Origin of the sequence: Mycolicibacterium neoaurum ATCC 25795 (genome assembly GCF_000691525.1) — a bacterium.
GTDB classification, from domain to species: Bacteria; Actinomycetota; Actinomycetes; order Mycobacteriales; family Mycobacteriaceae; genus Mycobacterium; species Mycobacterium neoaurum.
In genome coordinates, this window is sequence record NZ_JMDW01000002.1 from 169,658 (window position 1) to 185,487 (window position 15,830).

The window sequence follows — 15,830 nt, forward strand, 5'->3', positions numbered from 1 at the left end:
TCGACGGAGCAGCGAAAGGTGGATCGGCAATTGCCCAGCGACAAGGAGCGCTCCAGCGCGGGAGACCCGGTGCGCACCCTCGAGCTGTTGTGGCGCAGGCCCGCCGGCAAGCCGACGCGCGGTCCCCGCCAGCGCATGACCGTCGATCAGGTCGTGCAGGCCGCCATCGGCATCGCCGACGAGCAGGGCCTGGGCCAGTTGACGATCCGCACGGTGGCCGCCGCGTTGGGCGCGGCGCCGATGGCCATCTACACCTATGTGCCGGGAAAGGCCGAGCTGTTGGACCTGATGCTCGACGCCGTCTACCAACAGATGCCGCGCACCGAGCTCACCGGAATGTCCTGGCGAGACAAGGTTTCGGCCATCGCGGACGAGAACCGGGCGATGCTGGCCCGCCACGGATGGGTCGTCGGTGTGCCCACCACACGGCCACCGCTCGGCCCGGGGATGATGGCCAAGTACGAACACGAACTGAGCGCCTTCGACGGCGTCGGGCTGACGGATCTGGAGATGGACGCGGCCCTGACCCACCTACTCGGCTTCGTCGACTCGGTATCCCGGATCGCGAGCGAGTCGCGCGCCGCGGCCGCGGACAGTGGTGAATCCGACGATCAGTGGTGGCAGCGGGTCGGCCCGCTGCTGGACAGCGTCCTCGACGCCGAGCGTTACCCGCTGGCCGTCCGGGTCGGCGCGGCGGCCGGCCAGACCCACCACAGCGCCTATGACGCCGCGCATGCGTACGATTTCGGACTCGCCCGCATCCTCGACGGGTTCGCGGTACTCATCGACCGCCGCGGCCCCTGAGCCGGCTCAGAGTCCGAAGGCGTTGCGCAGGAAGGGCGTCGAGTCCGCCAGCGAGGCCAACACCGTTCCGCTGTGGTCCTCCTCGGGGTACACCTTCAGCTCGACGTTCTGGTTGTTGGCCACCAGCTGGTCGTAAAACGCCAGCGTCGAGGCCGGCGGCACATCGCGATCCAGCAGACCCACGCCGAGGAAGATCGGCCGGTCATAACCGGTGACCGGGGTTCCCATGAACTCGTTGAGCGCGTCTTCGATGCCCGGAATGCTCAACAGTGGCTTGGTGAACATGGCGGCGGGACTCAGGTGGGCCAATTCATCGGTCAGCGGGTGCACACAGACCGTCTCGGCTCGGTCGGCCGCCTGAAGACCGGCCGGTGACAACACACTGTTGACATCCAGGTCGGGCCGGGCCTCCCGCAGGGCTGCCAGGATGTAGGCGGTGTAGGCGTTGGCGACCGGGCCGAGCTCGGGCAGTTGCAGGTCTGGTCCGGCCTGCGCCACGAACTTCTGGATGTTGGCCGGCGTCCCGGTGGCGACGACGCCCCGATAATCCAGCCCGCTCCCGGCGCTGAACTCGGTGGCCCACCGGGCGCTCGCCACCGCCGCGCCACCACCCTGGGACTGTCCGACGATCGCCCACTTCGGCGAGAGTGACAGCGGCATCTTGTGCGCGGCGACGACCGAGTCGATGACGCCGTGGGCGGTGGTCACGCTGTTGAGGTAGCTCATCAATCCGGGCGTTCCGAGACCGGCGTAGTCGCTTGCCACCACGACGTACCCCTGGTCCAGCCAGTGCGACAGGTACTCGTTGTCGCGCGGGGTGCGTGGCAGCGCCGACGGGGTGCAGTCGTCACCGAGCCCGACGGTGCCGTGCGCCCACGCGATCACCGGGTAGCCGCCCGCCGGGGCCGGGGTGTGCGGGACGAACACCGCAGCGGTGCTCACGGCGGGAGCGCCGTGCTGATCGGTGGTGGAGTACAGAATCCGGTACGCGGCTCCCGCGCCGGTCAGGGACAACTCGGGGGCCAGCTCGACGGTCTCGATGAGATTGCCCGCGGCCGGTATCGGTCCTGCGTAGAAGCGGGCATCCAAGCCCGACCAGTTCGGTGCGATCGGCTGTGCCGCCGCGGGTATGGCCAATGCGATTGTCGAGAAAAGCAATACGAGAATCCGCACGACATGTCGAAGAGCCATGCCGCACACCCTAGTGGGGACCGATCGGCGATCCGGGAGCCCGTCGTGGCCGGGGTATGGTCGAACGGCGCTGGGCTGCACGGTTCAGCCCGTTGCCAGATTCTGCTGGCGCACGTGACGATGACGAGGGGCCCGGCGGCCCGGACTGCGAGACCAACGATGCCGAGCGCACCAGACCAACGGACATCGCCACCCGCGCGGGGCAGGATCGCACGTCTGGCCGCATGGCTGTTGGTGCTGGCCGGCGCTGCGCTGCTTGCCGCCGCACCGACAGCCGCCGAGCCGGTCCCGGACCAGGAACCCGAGCCGCGGTCGACCACCGTTGCGGTGCACACTCTCGAGCCGTTCGTGATGCGGACCGGCAACGGGGACCTGACCGGGTTCAGCATCGAGCTGTGGAATGACATCGCCAAACGTCTCGGATGGTCCACCGAGTACGTCGATGTCGGCAGCGTCGGTGGTCAATTGTCGGCGGTCGCGTCCGGGCAGGCCGATGTCGCGATCGGCGGCATCTCGCTGACCGCCGATCGCGAGCGGTCGTTCGACTTCTCCCATCCCACGCTGGATGCCGGCCTGCAGATCATCGTTCCGGTACACGACACCCGGCCCTCGATCCCGGGCCTCGGCGGATATCTGGACCTGCTGCTGTCGCGCACCATGCTGATCTGGCTCAGTGCCGCGATCGTCGTCAGCGTCGTACCGGCGCACATCTATTGGCTGATCGAGCGGCGCAGTCCCGAACCGGTGATCGCGCGTGCGTATCTGCCGGGAATCTTCCAGGCGTTCGGTTGGGGTATCGGATCGCTGGTCGGTAAGAACGCGACCACGGCGACGCGCACCGTCACGCAGGCGTTGGCGATCCTGTGGGGATTCGCCGGGATCGTCTTCATCTCGTTCTACTCGGCGAACCTCAGCGCCAGCCTCACCGTCGCCAAACTGGACGCCAAGATTGCCGGACCTGCCGATCTCTACGACAAGTCCGTCGCGACCGTCGGCGGCACCACCGCCGCGGAGTACCTGCGCGACATGGGTATCGAGGCCACCCTCACCGACACCGTCGAGGAGTCGTATCACCTGTTGCGCGAGGAGGGTTATGACGCGGTCGTCTTCGACGCGCCGACACTGCGTTACTACGTGGCCCACCGCGGGGAGGGTGTCGCAGTGATGGCAGGTCCCGTATTCCACGACGAGGATCAGGGTTTCGTGATGGGATTGGACAGTCCGCTGCGCAAGCCGGTCAACCAGATGCTGTTCCAGATGCGTGAGGACGGCACCTACAACCTCATCAAGAAGAAGTGGTTCGGCGACGACATCGCAACCACCGCGGCCGATCCCAACTGAGGTCATCGCCCCCGAACCTTATCTTGACTAATTCCAGAAAAGGGTTCAGACTCGTCGTGTGGCGACCGCGCAGGACTTTCAGCAGATGCTGCGGGGCGCATCGCTTCGAGTGACGCGCCCGCGCATCGCGGTGCTCGGTGCCGTGCACCGGCATCCGCACGCCGACACCGATACGGTGATCCGGGCCGTGCGCGCCGAACTCGCCGACGTCTCGCATCAGACCGTCTACGACTCGCTCAACGCCTTGACCGCCGCCGGCCTGCTGCGCCGCATCCAGCCGACGGGTTCGGTGGCTCGTTACGAATCCAGGGTCGGCGACAACCACCACCACGTCGTGTGCCGCTCCTGCGGCGTCATCGCCGACGTCGAGTGCGCGGTGGGGGAGGCTCCCTGCCTCACCGCGGCAGACGACCACGGTTTCACGATCGACGAGGCCGAGGTCATCTACTGGGGCCTGTGCCCCGATTGCATTACCGCACAAGAACTTCAGCCGCACGTCGGCTCGAAGTAAGAAACCAGTCCGACAGCCCCGGAAAGGATCTACCACGTGCCCGAGACAAGTCCCCCGATCGGTGAAGCACAGACCGAACCCACAGAGGCGAAATGCCCGATGGTCATCAAGCCGCCGGTCGAGGGTGGCAGCAACCGTGACTGGTGGCCCAACGCGGTCAATCTGAAGATCCTGCAGAAGGATCCCGAGGTCATCAACCCGCACCCCGGATTCGATTACCGCGAGGCCGTGCAGAACCTGGACGTCGCAGCGCTCACCGCCGATGTCGACGCGGTGATGACCGACTCGCAGGACTGGTGGCCTGCCGACTTCGGCCACTACGGCCCGTTCTTCGTCCGGATGACCTGGCACGCCGCAGGCACCTACCGGGTCGCCGACGGCCGCGGCGGCGGCGGTAAGGGCATGCAGCGGTTCGCCCCGCTCAACAGCTGGCCCGACAATGTCAGCCTGGACAAGGCGCGCCGGCTGCTCTGGCCGGTCAAGAAGAAGTACGGCAAGCAGCTGTCCTGGTCGGATCTGCTGGTGTTCGCCGGTAACCGGGCACTGGAAAAGATGGGTTTCACCACCGCCGGATTCGCGTTCGGCCGTCCGGACTACTGGGAGCCCGAGGAGGACATCTACTGGGGCGCCGAGCACGAATGGCTGGGCAGCCAGGAGCGCTACGCCGGCGCCAACGGTGACCGCACGAAGCTGGAGAATCCGCTGGGCGCCAGCCACATGGGCCTGATCTACGTCAACCCCGAAGGGCCCGAAGGCAATCCGGATCCGCTCGCGGCGGCGACCGATATCCGCGAGACCTTCGGCCGGATGGCCATGAACGATGTCGAGACCGCGGCGCTGATCGTCGGTGGCCACACCTTCGGCAAGACCCACGGCGCGACCGACGTCGAGAACGGGCCCGAGCCCGAGGCCGCACCGCTGGAGAGCCAGGGCCTCGGCTGGGCCAACTCCGGCGTCGGCAACGAGACCGTCAGCAGTGGTCTCGAGGTCACCTGGACGCACACCCCGACCAAGTGGGACAACAGCTTCCTGGAGATCCTGTACGGCAACGAATGGGAGCTCGTGAAGAGCCCGGCCGGTGCCTTCCAGTGGCAGCCCAAGGACGGCGGTTGGGCCAACTCGGTGCCGATGGCCCAGGGCAACGGCCGCACCCATCCGGGCATGCTGACCACCGACCTCACCATGCGGATGGATCCGGGCTTCGAGAAGATCACCCGGCGCTGGCTGGATCACCCCGAGGAGCTGGCCGAGGAATTCGCCAAGGCCTGGTTCAAGCTGCTGCACCGCGATATGGGACCGGTGAGCCGCTACCTGGGCCCGCTGGTTCCGAAGCAGACGTGGCTGTGGCAGGACATCGTTCCGGAGGGCACCCCACTCTCGGATGCCGATGTGGCGACGCTCAAGACGGCGATCGCCGACTCGGGTCTGACTGTCTCCCAGCTCGTCTCGACGGCCTGGAAGGCTGCGGCGTCCTACCGCAACAGCGATATGCGCGGCGGCGCCAACGGTGGCCGCATCCGGTTGCAGCCGCAGATTGGCTGGGAATCCAACGAGACCGACGAACTGACGCCGGTGATCGCCAAGCTCGAGGAGATCCAGGGCTCGGCCGGAGTTGACGTCTCCTTCGCCGACCTGGTCGTTCTCGGCGGCGTCGTGGGCTTGGAAAAGGCCATCAAGGCGGCCGGCTTCGATGTCGCGGTGCCCTTCACCTCAGGCCGTGGCGATGCCACCCAGGAGCAGACCGACGTCGAGTCGTTCGCCTACCTGGAGCCCAAGGCCGACGGTTTCCGCAACTACGTGGGCAAGGGCCTGTCGCTGCCCGCGGAGTACCAGCTGATCGACAAGGCCAACCTGCTGGGTCTGTCGGCTCCCGAGATGACCGTCTTGATCGGCGGACTCCGGGTGCTGGACACCAACTTCGGTGGCACCAAGCTCGGTGTCTTCACCGAGAACCCGGGCGCGCTGACGAACGACTTCTTCGTCAACCTGCTCGACATGGGCACCAAGTGGGCACCCTCGCCCGCCGATGACGGCACCTATGTCGGTACCGATCGTGTCAGCGGGGCCGAGAAGTTCACCGCCAGCCGGGTCGATCTGCTGTTCGGGTCGAACTCCCAGCTGCGGGCCTTCGCCGAGGTGTACGCCGAGGACGAGGCCAAGCAGAAGTTCGTCGAGGACTTCGTCGCCGCGTGGACCAAGGTGGCCAATTCCGATCTGTTCTAGGCGGACCTGAACCAATCTGCAGCCCTCGATCCAGGCCGGTTCCTTCGGGAACCGGCCTGGACGTGGTTTTGCGGGTATTCCGTGCGCCGAACCTGAAGAAGGTGCCGAAGAATGCCCGAATTCTCGCATCCTTGTGCAAATTCGGCGCGAAAGGCCGGCTAGTGCGCGGCCGCCTTCTTCTTGCCGAAGGGCAGCACGTGCACGATCAGCGCGACCACGGCGCCGATGAGCAACCCCACCACCGCCGAGATCCCGGTGTTGACCAACCAGGCCACCCCGCCCTCGAACACGCCGATGGCATGCGCGGTCCAGTGTTCGGCGTCGTGGACCAACTCGTACGGCGGCCGCAAGCCGGCCTCGTAGCTCTGTGCCAGCAGGATGTGACCGCCCACCCACAACATGGCCACCGTCCCGACGATGGACAACGTGGACAGCACCTTGGGCATCGCGGCGACCAATCCGCGACCCATCTTCTGCGCGAAGGCCGAACTGCGTTGTGCCAGTGCCAATCCCGCGTCGTCCATCTTCACGATGAGCGCGACGACCCCATATACCGCGGCGGTGATCACGATGGCCACGATCACCAGGCTGGCCAGCCGCAACCAGAACGTCTGCTGGGCCACCTCGTTGAGTGCGATGACCATGATCTCGGCGGACAGGATGAAGTCGGTGCGGATGGCCCCGGACGTCATCGTCTTCTCGACATCCTCACCGGCCACCGCCGCCGGCGCGGCGTGTCCGTCACCACCGGAGATCCAGCCCCACACCTTCTCGGCGCCTTCGAAGCACAGGAACGTCGCCCCGGCCATCAGCAGATAGGGCAGCGCCCACGGCGCGAAGATGCTCAACAGCAGCGCCGCGGGCAGGATGAACACCAGCTTGTTGCGTAGCGACCCGATGGCGATGCGCTTGATCATCGGCAACTCGCGGTCGGCGGTGATCCCCTGCACATACTGCGGTGTCACCGCGGTGTCGTCGATGACGACACCCGCCGCCTTGGCGGTGGCCCGCCCGGCGGCCGCGCCGATATCGTCCACCGATGCGGCGGCAAGGCGGGCCAGGGCGGCCACGTCGTCGAGGAGTCCGAACAGGCCTGCGCTCATGCCTCCGAAGGCTAGCGGGTACGGCGGTCGGTGGCGACGGCACAGCGAACACCGGGGGATCCCGGTGCCGAACAGCGCCGTGAGCACCTGATAAGGATTGACGATGGGAATCAATCAGCGCTCGAAGATCGTGATGTCCGATGAGGAGATAGCCGAGTTCATCGACCACAGTCGCACCGCCACCATGGCCACGGTGCTGCCCAACGGCCGTCCGCATCTGGTGGCCATGTGGTACGCCGTGCTGGACGGGGAGATCTGGTTCGAGACCAAGGCAAAATCGCAGAAGGCGGTCAACCTGCGGCGCGACCCCACGATCACCGTGATGATCGAGGACGGCCACACCTACGACACCCTGCGCGGTGTGTCGATCGACGGGACCGCGGAGATCATCGACGACCCGGAGACCAATATGCGCGTCGGGATCAGCGTGTGGGAGCGCTACACCGGGCCGTACTCCGAGGAGGTCAAACCGTTCGTCGAACAGATGATGAACAACCGGGTCTGCGTCCGCGTGGTGCCGGGGCGCATCCGCAGCTGGGATCACCGCAAGCTCGGCATGCCCGCAGTTCCGTTGGGCGGCAGCACCGCTCAGTACCTGGGTTAGACCGGCGGCGGCGCGAACCCCGGACTGACCAGCGCGGTGGCGATCCCGCTGCCGATCGGGCCCGTCCGGTCGAACAGCGTCGCCGTCCCGGTGGCGACCCCGGCGTCGGCGTAGTGCGTCAGCGCGCTCAGGCCGATATCGGGACCTTCCGGCAGCCGACTCAGCGTCAGCGTGTAGTCCGCGTTGATGTACAACAAACCGTCGGGTCCGAAGTGGGTCAGCGAGCTGACCACATCACCGGCGACCGCGGCGTGGGCGAACGGTGTCATGGGCTGCCCTTCGACGAGTGGGGTCATCATGCGCAGCCACATGTGCTTCGGGCCGTGGTGCGCCCATGCGCTCAGGTCGGTGCTGGTGCCCGCGCCGTGCGCGACGAACTGCATGGGCGCGTCGGTGGGTGAACCATCGGGATCCGGCGGGGCGGGCATGTCGACCACATTCGTCCAGATATGCGTGTCCGGTGCCACCCCGCGACGTAGGTAGAGCACGCTGGCGCGCGCCACCGGTTGGTCGTCCTGCCGCGCGGTCGCGTCGATCACGATGATCCGGCGGCCGGCCCGCACGGTGGTCGTGCCGACGGTGAGCGGAGCCAGCGCAGCCGGCCGGAAGAGGTCGACGGTCAGCCGTGCGGGCTGGAAATCCGGGTGACCGTGGTCGCGGTCGACGACGAAACCGAGCAGGCCACCCAGGACGTTGCCGCTGATGGTCTGGCCCCACGGGCCACGGGCGATGCTGTTGGGGGTGTAACGGTCACCCTCGGCGCTGAAGTAGGCGGCGGGCCTGGGGTTCGGCACGGACGCTAGGGATTCTTGGCCAGATACGCCGTCACCATCGAGCAGTACGACTCGATCTGTAAGCCCGCTGCGCGGGTGGCCGCCACGGTTTCGGCGACCAGGTGGGTGCCCAGCCCCCGTCCGCCGAACGCGGGATCGATCTCGGTGTGGGTGAATACCCGGACCCCGTCGCGATCGTGGAAGTCGATGAGACCCACCTGCCGCCCGTCCAGGGCGATGGTGAAGCGGTTGTCACCGGGGGTCACCACGGCTGGGTGCTGTTCAGCGCTCACGGGGTTTGAGCCTAGTGCCGGGCATACCGGGGGCGGGCAGTCGGTCGACGGCGCCGTGGTAGCCGATGACCTCTCCGAACTGATCGGATCGGTCCTGCCACGCTTGCCGGTAGGCGACGATCTCGTCGTGGCTGCGGCCGACGAAGTTCCACCACATCAGGAGTGCCTCACCGAACGGCGGTCCGCCCAACAGGATCATCCGGGCTGCCTGCTCGCCGCTATTGACGATCGCCAGTCGATCGATCCCAGGGGACTGATACGCCAGATCGGCCCGGGACAGGGCAGTCCCGTTGACCTCGACCGCACCTTCGTCGAGCAGCACGCCATGTTCGAAGGACGGGTCGACGACCAGGCTGACGGTGGCTCGCGGCGCGATGTCCACCTGCGCACCCAGCAGCGGGGTGAAGGTGTGCACCGGCGAGCGGTCACCGGCGAGCTCGCCGAGAAAGACCCGCACCGTCGCACCGTCGATCACGCGTGGTTCGGGTACGTGATGGGCGAAGTCCCGTGCGGTGTGCCGGTCGCCGTCGGGCAGGGCGACCCACAGCTGGACGCCGTGCAGGATCGTGGTCTCGGGTGTGGCCACCTCGGAATGGCAGATGCCGGCACCGGCGGTCATCAGGTTGAGCTCGCCGGGCCGCACCGCCGCGTGCACCCCGTTGCTGTCGCGATGCTCGATCTCACCGTCGAAAAGCCAACTCACGGTCTGCAATCCGGTATGCGGATGCGGGGGGACGTTCATTCCGGCGGACGTCCGGATGTCCTGCGGTCCGTAGTGATCGGCGAAGCACCAGGCGCCGATCATGGAGCGTTCGCGTGACGGCAGAGTACGGCGCACCGTCATGGCCCGCGGCCCGCCGAGCGGCACCTCGCGAGCCTGCAGGATGCCCGTGAATGAGGAAGGGCGGCAGGCCACTTCGTCGGGAGCCGGATCGGCATTGCTCATCGGGCCAAGCCTAGCGATGGTTCGGGGACGGTGCCGGCATGTCGCCTCTCGGCAAGTGGTCGCTCGAAGCGACGATATTTCAGTGGTACCCGGGGCATGTCCGGCACCGTCGCAACAGATCAACCGATCGTTGCGGCGCGGTATTCCATCGGCTGCCGGTCGGGTGCCGCTCCCGCTGCCTGCCCCTCGTCGACGGCAGCGGGAACGGCCCGTCTAGGCGGACTCGAGAAAGAGTCGGCGCGCCCGCACCGGGTAACCGTTGCGCTCGGCCAGTGAGCGCAGTTGCTTGAGCGCGAACGTTCGGCCGCGACCGGCTTCGGGGATGACGATGCCCGCCCACAGTCCCTCGGCCCGCGGAAGCTCGCACGCCTCCCGCGCGCACGCCCACCGGCGTGGGCACATCCGACACACCGTCTTGGCGTCCTCGTCGGCGGTGATGGTCCAGCGTTCCGGATCGCGGGTGCATTCACCGATCGGCAGTCCGTCCAGGCCCAGTGCGTTCATGGTGTCTCCTCGTGCGGCGGCGGCTCGGGTGCCGCGATGCCGACGAATCTAGAGCAGAAACCGTAGCGATGCAACAGTTTGCCCGACCGAAGCTGCAGCAGTGCGCCGCCTCGGAATCTCGCCGACAGCTTGAACCCGCAGTTGAAGGCGTTTTTTGAGAAACCTGCCAAAAACCGCGTGCAACGCTTTGGCCGTCGCAATGATTCGGTACGGTGACGGTGGTGCAGCGCGATATGCACCCCAAGCCATAGCAGTGCTACGGCTTTGGCTACGATCGGCGCACCCACCTCGGGGACCAGAAGGGATATGGCGTGGTCGAGACCGGGAACGGCGAGCCTGCCGATGATCCCGGCATGGTCCGGGCAGGCGCCGCCGCCGCCGCTCGTCGTCGCGAACTCAACGTCAGCCAACGCCGGCTCGCCGCCGATGGTGTCATCAACGCCGGTGCGTTGATCGCGTTCGAGAAGGGACGCAGCTGGCCCCGCCTGGCCACCCGCACCAAGCTCGAGTCCGTCCTGCAATGGCCCCCCGGCACCATCGAACGCATCCGCCGGGGCGAGCAGGCCACCCCTGCGGCGCCTGCGCGGCCGCAGGCTCCCGCGACCGATGAGCTGCCGTTGATCGCCCAGGCCGTCGTCGCGGCGGCGAACACCTTTGCCGGCAGCATCGATGCGCTGCCGCCTGTCACCGACCCCGGGTTCACCGGCCGCGCCACCGCGATCCTTGCCGACCTGCGTCAGCTCGAGGCGGTCGCGGCCAGGGCGGCCCGCATCCAGCTGACCCCCGAGCTGATCAGAGCGTTGAGCGGGGTGCGCAGCCGGATCGACGAGCTGACCCTACGGGCCGCCGCGGCCCCGTCGGCGACGCTGGGCCAGCGGTTGTACGCCGCGCGGCGCCGCGCCAACCTGACCGTCAGCGAAACCGCGCTCGCCGCCGGTGTGTCCGACGACGTCATCATCGGCACCGAGGCCGAGCAGCCGCCGACCGAGGCCGAGGTCGGCGCCATCGAGGCGCTGATGGCCCAGATCGATTGAGCCGATCGCGGCTCAAAACCGCTCGCGGTGCCGATCGTCGCTCGTGGGAAAGTGTGCGGCCAGTGCGGCGGCAATCTCGACGAATTTCCGCCGGGTCGGCGCGGACATCGTGGCGGTGCCTGCGATCACGCCGCCGGGACGCAACTGGTGGTCGAACGGGACCTCCACGACCGCCTGGCCCTGCCCGGCGAACTGCTGGGCAAGGATGGTCCGCGTCCGCTTGTCGGCATGACCGTCGGAATCGTTGAGCACCACCACCGTGCGCTGCAGCAGCCCGGTCAGTCCCCGCGCGGCCAGCCAGTCCATCGTCTGGCCCGCCGCGGCGGCGCCGTCGACCCACGGCGAGGACACCACGATCAGGGCGTCCAGGTCGCGCAGCACCTCCTGGGTCACCGGACTGTCCATCGTGGAACTGCAGTCGATGATCGAGATGGAGAAGTGCCGGTCCAGCCGGGAGGTGGCCTCCCGGTAGATCGCCGGATCCAGAACCCGCCGCCGCGCCGGTGTCGCCTCACCGGCCAGGACGAACAGGCCTGCGGCGTTGTGGCCCACCCGCCCGCGGATATCGGCAAAGGTCTCCACATGCTCGTCGGCCGCGAGCTCCCAGTAGGACCCGACGGCCCGAGGATCCACCCGGCTGCCGAGCTTGCCGAACGCCGTGTCCGCGTCGACGGCCACCACCCGGTCGTCCTGGCGCAGTTCGGCCAGCACCGAGCCCACGCTGGCCGACACCGTCGTCTTACCGACGCCACCCTTGCCCAGCACACCGATCTTGTAGTGGCCCCGCATCGCACCGCGGATCCTGGCCTCGAGTTCGGCCTCGCGGAGCTCCTCGGGTGACGGCCCGAGGTTGATCAGCCCGAACGACGCCCGCAACACCAGCCGCCGCCAACCGCGTCCCGGTGCGGGCTTGCTGGTCGGAACCAGTTCTGCCACCGGTATCCGCTCGGCGTAGGAGGCCGGCGGGGCGGGCGGTGGCGGGTGTTGTCCGGCCCACGGCGGTGGCGGGTAGGGCGGCCGGTGGGAATTACCTGCTGGCGGGGCCGGCCGCGGCGGTTGCGGCCATGACGGTGACACCTGGCGTTGCGCGGGGATGGGGCCGGTCTCCGCAGCATCTCCGGCCTGTCGGCGCGCCGTGTCATCGCGGTCGGTCAAGGCGTTCTCCTCGTTCGATGTCTCCCAAGTATCGACCACCGCCGCGTCCTCGCCGGAGGGTATCCGGCCTGCCACCGCCGCGCCCGCGGCACGGGGTGTGGCCTGCCGAAATTCGTGCATCTGGGGTACTGCGGGCGCTGCTAGGGTCGGGTGGGCAAACGCGCGCCGGGCCGGTTTTCCGGCCGAATCCGCCGGATTCGGTCCGCGTGGGCCGTCACGACGCGACGATGGTTCTCCAAGGGGGAGGGGGATGTAGCCGATGACAAGTTCTTTCGCCGGACACGGTGAACCCACGCACTATGACGACGTGGTCGCCGTCGAGGTCACGATCGACGGCATGCTCGTCATCGCCGATCGGCTCCAGCTCGAGGAATTCCCGCCCGCTCTCGGAATCCGGCCCAACATCCCGCAGCCCGACCTGCGGGAAAAGGTGTGGGATCAAGTCGCCCGCGATCTCACCGAGCAGGGCGTGCTCGATGCGTTCGGCGCCCCGCACCCGGAGGTGGCGGCGATGACCGACACGTTGTCGCGGCCCGACCGCACCCTGGAGTGCCGATGGTGGCGTCGCGATGTCGGCGGCAAGATGGTCCGGTTCGTGGTGTGCCGCAAAGGTGATCGCCACGTCATCGCCGCCCGCGACGGCGACATGCTGGTACTGCAGCGGGTGGCGCCGCAGGTCGGACTGGCGGGCATGGTCACCGCCGTGCTCGGCCCTGCCGAGCCGGCAGATGTCGAGCCGATGACGGGGGTGACGGCCCGGCTGGCCGAATCGCGAACGCCCAATCAGCTGTCCCAGTTCGGGATCTCGCCCGCCTCGGCGCGCACCTACGCCGACGCGACGGCCAACCCGAACAGCTGGGTGGAGATCACCGCCGCCGAGCGCCATTCCGGCGGCACCTACACCCAGGCCGATGTCGCTGCCGGCGTGCTGGATTCGGCGCAGGGCCGCATCGTGTCGATCCCGCGCAAGGTCAACGGCGAGCTCTACGGGAGTTTCCTGGCCGGTACCCAGGACAACCTGCAGCGCGCGTTGGACGGCCTGATGTCCTTCCTGCCCGCGGGAGCCTGGTTCGAGGCCAAGGTTGAGCCGACCTACTACGACGACGGAGACTGAGCACCTTCATGATGGGCAACCAGCCCTTTGACGATGACGACGAGGTCGATACCGAGGACGGGGTGGACATCGGTGACGGCCTCGCCGCGTTCGACGACATCTTCGACGTCCCGGCCCCGCACGCGGACCCGGAGCTCGATCCTCTCGCACCCGACTTCGGCATCCCCGAGCAGGCGCCGGGTGAGCCGCTGTTCACGGTGACCAACCCGCCGGGCACCGTCACCGTCTCGGCATTGCTCGACGGTCGTATCCATCGCATCGAACTGTCACCGGAGGCGACCGCCGAGGCCGATTCGGAGGCCCAACTGGCCGCCGAGATCGTCGTCATCGCCGACCTGGCCCACCAGCAGGCGCGCTCCGCGCAGTTCTCCTACGTCCTCGAAGGGATGCAGGACCACGGTCACGACGCAGCGGAAACCAGGGACTTCCTGACCCGAAGCGTCGGGCTGCCATCCCCGGAGCAGGCCGATGCCGCCCGGGCACAGATCTTTGCGACCAGGTATGCAGGTGACCATGAGTGATCACCTGGTAGCCCTCTTCGGCTCGGCGGTCGGCATGTTGCCCAGCGCACCCGCCCGTTCCCTGGAACTGTTCACCGAGATCACCGCGGCGGACGAGACGGCATGTGACGCGTGGGTGGGCCGGATCCGGTGCGGTGACTCGGACCGGGCAACGCTGTTCCGGGCGTGGTTCTCGCGGAACAACTTCGGGCAGCTGGCCGGCGCGGCCGAGATATCGATGAACAGCGTGGGGGCACGCATCCCCATCGGCGGCATGTTCGGTGACATCACCTATCCCGTCAATTCACCGCTGGCGATCACGATGGCTTTCGCCGTGCGGGAGGCGGCCGAAGGCAATCACGCCGACGCGATGGAGGCGCTCGACGATGCCCCGGCGATGGGCGGCGAGTACCTGGTCTCCTGGATCCGTGCGGTCATCTACGGCGCGGCCGAGCGGTGGACCGATGTCATCGACGAGGTGCGCTCCGCAGGGAGCTGGCCGGACAAGTTCCTCGGCGCGGCCGCGGGTGTGGCGCATGGTGTGGCAGCGACCAATCTCGGTCTGTTCACCGAGGCCGAACGGCGGCTCACCGAGTCCAACTCGTCGCCGGCGGGTGAGGCATGCGCCCCCGCGATCGCGTGGTACCTGGCCATGGCGCGCCGCAGCCAGGGCAACGAGGAGGCCGCCATGGCGCTGCTCGAGTGGCTGCAGGCCACCCATCCCTCGCCGAAGGTGACCGCCGCACTGCGTGATCCGTCCTACCGCCTGGTCACCACCACCGCCGAGAAGATCGCCCAGCGCACCGATCCGTGGGATCCGAGCAGCGTCGTCGCCGACACCTCCGGGCGGGAGAAGCTGTTGGCCGACGCGCAGGCCGAACTGGACCGCCAGATCGGCCTGAGCCGCGTCAAGGAGCAGATCGAGAAGTACCGTGCGGCAACGCAGATGGCCAAGATCCGCGCTGCCCGCGGGATGAAGGTGGCTCAGCAGTCCAAGCACATGATCTTCACCGGACCGCCGGGAACCGGCAAGACCACCATCGCCAGAGTGGTCGCCAACATCCTGGCCGGCCTCGGCGTGATCCCCGAGCCCAAGCTGGTGGAGACCTCGCGCAAGGACTTCGTCGCCGAGTACGAGGGACAGTCCTCGGTGAAGACCTCGCGCACCATCGACCGTGCCCTCGGTGGCGTGCTGTTCATCGACGAGGCCTACACCCTGGTGCAGGAGCGCGACGGGCGGACCGACCCGTTCGGTACCGAGGCGCTGGACACCCTGCTGGCACGCATGGAGAATGACCGCGACCGGCTGGTGGTGATCATCGCCGGTTACAGCAGTGACATCGACCGGTTGCTGGAGACCAATGACGGTCTGCGGTCCCGGTTCTCGACCCGAATCGAGTTCGACTCCTACGCCCCCGAGGAGATCGTCGACATCGCCAAGGTGATCGCCGAGGCCAATGACTCGCAGCTCAGCGAGGAGGCGGCCAAGCGGGTGCTCGATGCCGCGACGCTGTTGAGCGACCGTTCACTGGGTGGCAAACCGGCGCTCGACATCGCCGGAAACGGCCGGTACGCACGACAATTGGTGGAGGCGGGTGAGCAGAGCCGGGATATGCGGTTGGCACGGTCGCTGGACTTCGAGAACCTCGGTGTGGAAGAGCTCAGTGAGATCAGCGGTGAGGACATGGCGGCCGCGATCGACGCCGTGCACACCAGGCTGAACATCGGATAACC

General features: G+C 67.7%; 16 protein-coding genes. 9 read left to right on the forward strand and 7 right to left on the reverse strand.

The window, feature by feature from the left end; genetic code table 11:
* Positions 1 to 18: 18 nt before the first annotated feature.
* Positions 19 to 804 carry a TetR/AcrR family transcriptional regulator gene (locus tag IC40_RS0101545; protein ID WP_030133014.1) on the forward strand — a complete coding sequence of 262 codons (786 nt, stop codon included), beginning with the start codon at positions 19 to 21 and terminating at the stop codon, positions 802 to 804.
* Between the two features lie 6 nt (positions 805 to 810).
* Here IC40_RS0101545 and IC40_RS0101550 read toward each other — a convergent pair whose 3' ends face one another.
* Positions 811 to 1,995: an alpha/beta hydrolase family protein gene (locus IC40_RS0101550; protein WP_030133015.1), complete on the reverse strand. Its 1,185-nt coding sequence runs from the start codon at positions 1,993 to 1,995 to the stop codon at positions 811 to 813.
* Positions 1,996 to 2,154: 159 nt separating this feature from the next.
* On the opposite strand from IC40_RS0101550, the gene IC40_RS0101555 reads away from it, so the two are divergent.
* From IC40_RS0101555 to katG, 3 genes are all read left to right on the forward strand, one after another.
* Positions 2,155 to 3,336: a transporter substrate-binding domain-containing protein gene (locus IC40_RS0101555; protein ID WP_234411504.1), complete on the forward strand. Its 1,182-nt coding sequence runs from the start codon at positions 2,155 to 2,157 to the stop codon at positions 3,334 to 3,336.
* A gap of 85 nt (positions 3,337 to 3,421) precedes the next feature.
* Positions 3,422 to 3,847, forward strand: a complete 426-nt coding sequence (locus tag IC40_RS0101560) for a Fur family transcriptional regulator (RefSeq protein ID WP_187697582.1) — start codon at positions 3,422 to 3,424, stop codon at positions 3,845 to 3,847.
* Between the two features lie 36 nt (positions 3,848 to 3,883).
* The gene (gene katG / locus IC40_RS0101565; protein ID WP_030133018.1) at positions 3,884 to 6,070 is read left to right on the forward strand and encodes a catalase/peroxidase HPI; all 2,187 of its coding nucleotides are present in this window, start codon (positions 3,884 to 3,886) and stop codon (positions 6,068 to 6,070) included.
* A 158-nt stretch (positions 6,071 to 6,228) separates the two neighbouring features.
* On the opposite strand, the gene IC40_RS0101570 is transcribed toward katG, so the two are convergent.
* A complete protein-coding gene (locus IC40_RS0101570) occupies positions 6,229 to 7,173 on the reverse strand; it encodes a DUF808 domain-containing protein (protein ID WP_030133019.1) in 945 nt (314 codons plus the stop codon).
* A 103-nt stretch (positions 7,174 to 7,276) separates the two neighbouring features.
* Here IC40_RS0101570 and IC40_RS0101575 point away from each other — a divergent pair, with 103 nt between their 5' ends.
* Entirely contained in the window at positions 7,277 to 7,777 is a 501-nt protein-coding gene (locus IC40_RS0101575; RefSeq protein ID WP_030133020.1) for a pyridoxamine 5'-phosphate oxidase family protein, read from the forward strand.
* On the opposite strand, the gene IC40_RS0101580 is transcribed toward IC40_RS0101575, so the two are convergent.
* The 4 genes from IC40_RS0101580 to IC40_RS0101595 form a co-directional block, all read right to left on the reverse strand.
* Complete coding sequence (locus IC40_RS0101580; protein WP_030133021.1) at positions 7,774 to 8,571, reverse strand: thioesterase family protein; 798 nt, start codon at positions 8,569 to 8,571, stop codon at positions 7,774 to 7,776. The two genes, IC40_RS0101575 and IC40_RS0101580, sit on opposite strands and share 4 nt — an antisense overlap.
* A 5-nt stretch (positions 8,572 to 8,576) precedes the next feature.
* Positions 8,577 to 8,843 (reverse strand): GNAT family N-acetyltransferase, encoded by a 267-nt coding sequence (locus tag IC40_RS0101585; RefSeq protein ID WP_030133022.1) that lies wholly within the window; start codon positions 8,841 to 8,843, stop codon positions 8,577 to 8,579.
* Complete coding sequence (locus IC40_RS0101590; protein ID WP_030133023.1) at positions 8,833 to 9,789, reverse strand: pirin family protein; 957 nt, start codon at positions 9,787 to 9,789, stop codon at positions 8,833 to 8,835. The genes IC40_RS0101585 and IC40_RS0101590 overlap by 11 nt, the downstream gene beginning before the upstream one ends.
* Before the next feature lie 213 nt (positions 9,790 to 10,002).
* Positions 10,003 to 10,293 (reverse strand): WhiB family transcriptional regulator, encoded by a 291-nt coding sequence (locus IC40_RS0101595; RefSeq protein WP_030133024.1) that lies wholly within the window; start codon positions 10,291 to 10,293, stop codon positions 10,003 to 10,005.
* A 353-nt stretch (positions 10,294 to 10,646) separates the two neighbouring features.
* Here IC40_RS0101595 and IC40_RS0101600 point away from each other — a divergent pair, with 353 nt between their 5' ends.
* Positions 10,647 to 11,327, forward strand: coding sequence for a hypothetical protein (locus tag IC40_RS0101600; RefSeq protein ID WP_051644252.1), 681 nt, complete (start codon positions 10,647 to 10,649; stop codon positions 11,325 to 11,327).
* A gap of 12 nt (positions 11,328 to 11,339) precedes the next feature.
* On the opposite strand, the gene IC40_RS26370 is transcribed toward IC40_RS0101600, so the two are convergent.
* Complete coding sequence (locus IC40_RS26370; protein ID WP_081843286.1) at positions 11,340 to 12,602, reverse strand: MinD/ParA family ATP-binding protein; 1,263 nt, start codon at positions 12,600 to 12,602, stop codon at positions 11,340 to 11,342.
* Positions 12,603 to 12,741: 139 nt separating this feature from the next.
* On the opposite strand from IC40_RS26370, the gene IC40_RS0101610 reads away from it, so the two are divergent.
* The 3 genes from IC40_RS0101610 to eccA are packed head-to-tail and all read left to right on the forward strand — an operon-like array spanning position 12,742 to position 15,828.
* Positions 12,742 to 13,596: an ESX secretion-associated protein EspG gene (locus IC40_RS0101610; protein ID WP_030133026.1), complete on the forward strand. Its 855-nt coding sequence runs from the start codon at positions 12,742 to 12,744 to the stop codon at positions 13,594 to 13,596.
* Between the two features lie 8 nt (positions 13,597 to 13,604).
* Positions 13,605 to 14,117: a hypothetical protein gene (locus IC40_RS0101615; protein WP_030133027.1), complete on the forward strand. Its 513-nt coding sequence runs from the start codon at positions 13,605 to 13,607 to the stop codon at positions 14,115 to 14,117.
* Positions 14,110 to 15,828 (forward strand): type VII secretion AAA-ATPase EccA, encoded by a 1,719-nt coding sequence (eccA, locus tag IC40_RS0101620; protein ID WP_030133028.1) that lies wholly within the window; start codon positions 14,110 to 14,112, stop codon positions 15,826 to 15,828. Before IC40_RS0101615 ends, eccA begins: the two co-directional genes overlap by 8 nt.
* The last annotated feature ends 2 nt before the right edge of the window (positions 15,829 to 15,830 follow it).

What these genes read in the sequence shown, in the direction of transcription:
- IC40_RS0101550 (WP_030133015.1), bottom strand. Translation starts at nt 1,995, where the DNA reads ATGGCTCTTCGACATGTCGTGCGGATTCTCGTATTGCTTTTCTCGACA.
- IC40_RS0101555 (WP_234411504.1), top strand. Translation starts at nt 2,155, where the DNA reads ATGCCGAGCGCACCAGACCAACGGACATCGCCACCCGCGCGGGGCAGG.
- IC40_RS0101560 (WP_187697582.1), top strand. Translation starts at nt 3,422, where the DNA reads ATGCTGCGGGGCGCATCGCTTCGAGTGACGCGCCCGCGCATCGCGGTG.
- IC40_RS0101570 (WP_030133019.1), bottom strand. Translation starts at nt 7,173, where the DNA reads ATGAGCGCAGGCCTGTTCGGACTCCTCGACGACGTGGCCGCCCTGGCC.
- IC40_RS0101575 (WP_030133020.1), top strand. Translation starts at nt 7,277, where the DNA reads ATGGGAATCAATCAGCGCTCGAAGATCGTGATGTCCGATGAGGAGATA.
- IC40_RS0101590 (WP_030133023.1), bottom strand. Translation starts at nt 9,789, where the DNA reads ATGAGCAATGCCGATCCGGCTCCCGACGAAGTGGCCTGCCGCCCTTCC.
- IC40_RS0101595 (WP_030133024.1), bottom strand. Translation starts at nt 10,293, where the DNA reads ATGAACGCACTGGGCCTGGACGGACTGCCGATCGGTGAATGCACCCGC.
- IC40_RS0101600 (WP_051644252.1), top strand. Translation starts at nt 10,647, where the DNA reads ATGGTCCGGGCAGGCGCCGCCGCCGCCGCTCGTCGTCGCGAACTCAAC.
- IC40_RS26370 (WP_081843286.1), bottom strand. Translation starts at nt 12,602, where the DNA reads ATGCACGAATTTCGGCAGGCCACACCCCGTGCCGCGGGCGCGGCGGTG.
- IC40_RS0101610 (WP_030133026.1), top strand. Translation starts at nt 12,742, where the DNA reads ATGACAAGTTCTTTCGCCGGACACGGTGAACCCACGCACTATGACGAC.
- IC40_RS0101615 (WP_030133027.1), top strand. Translation starts at nt 13,605, where the DNA reads ATGATGGGCAACCAGCCCTTTGACGATGACGACGAGGTCGATACCGAG.
- eccA (WP_030133028.1), top strand. Translation starts at nt 14,110, where the DNA reads ATGAGTGATCACCTGGTAGCCCTCTTCGGCTCGGCGGTCGGCATGTTG.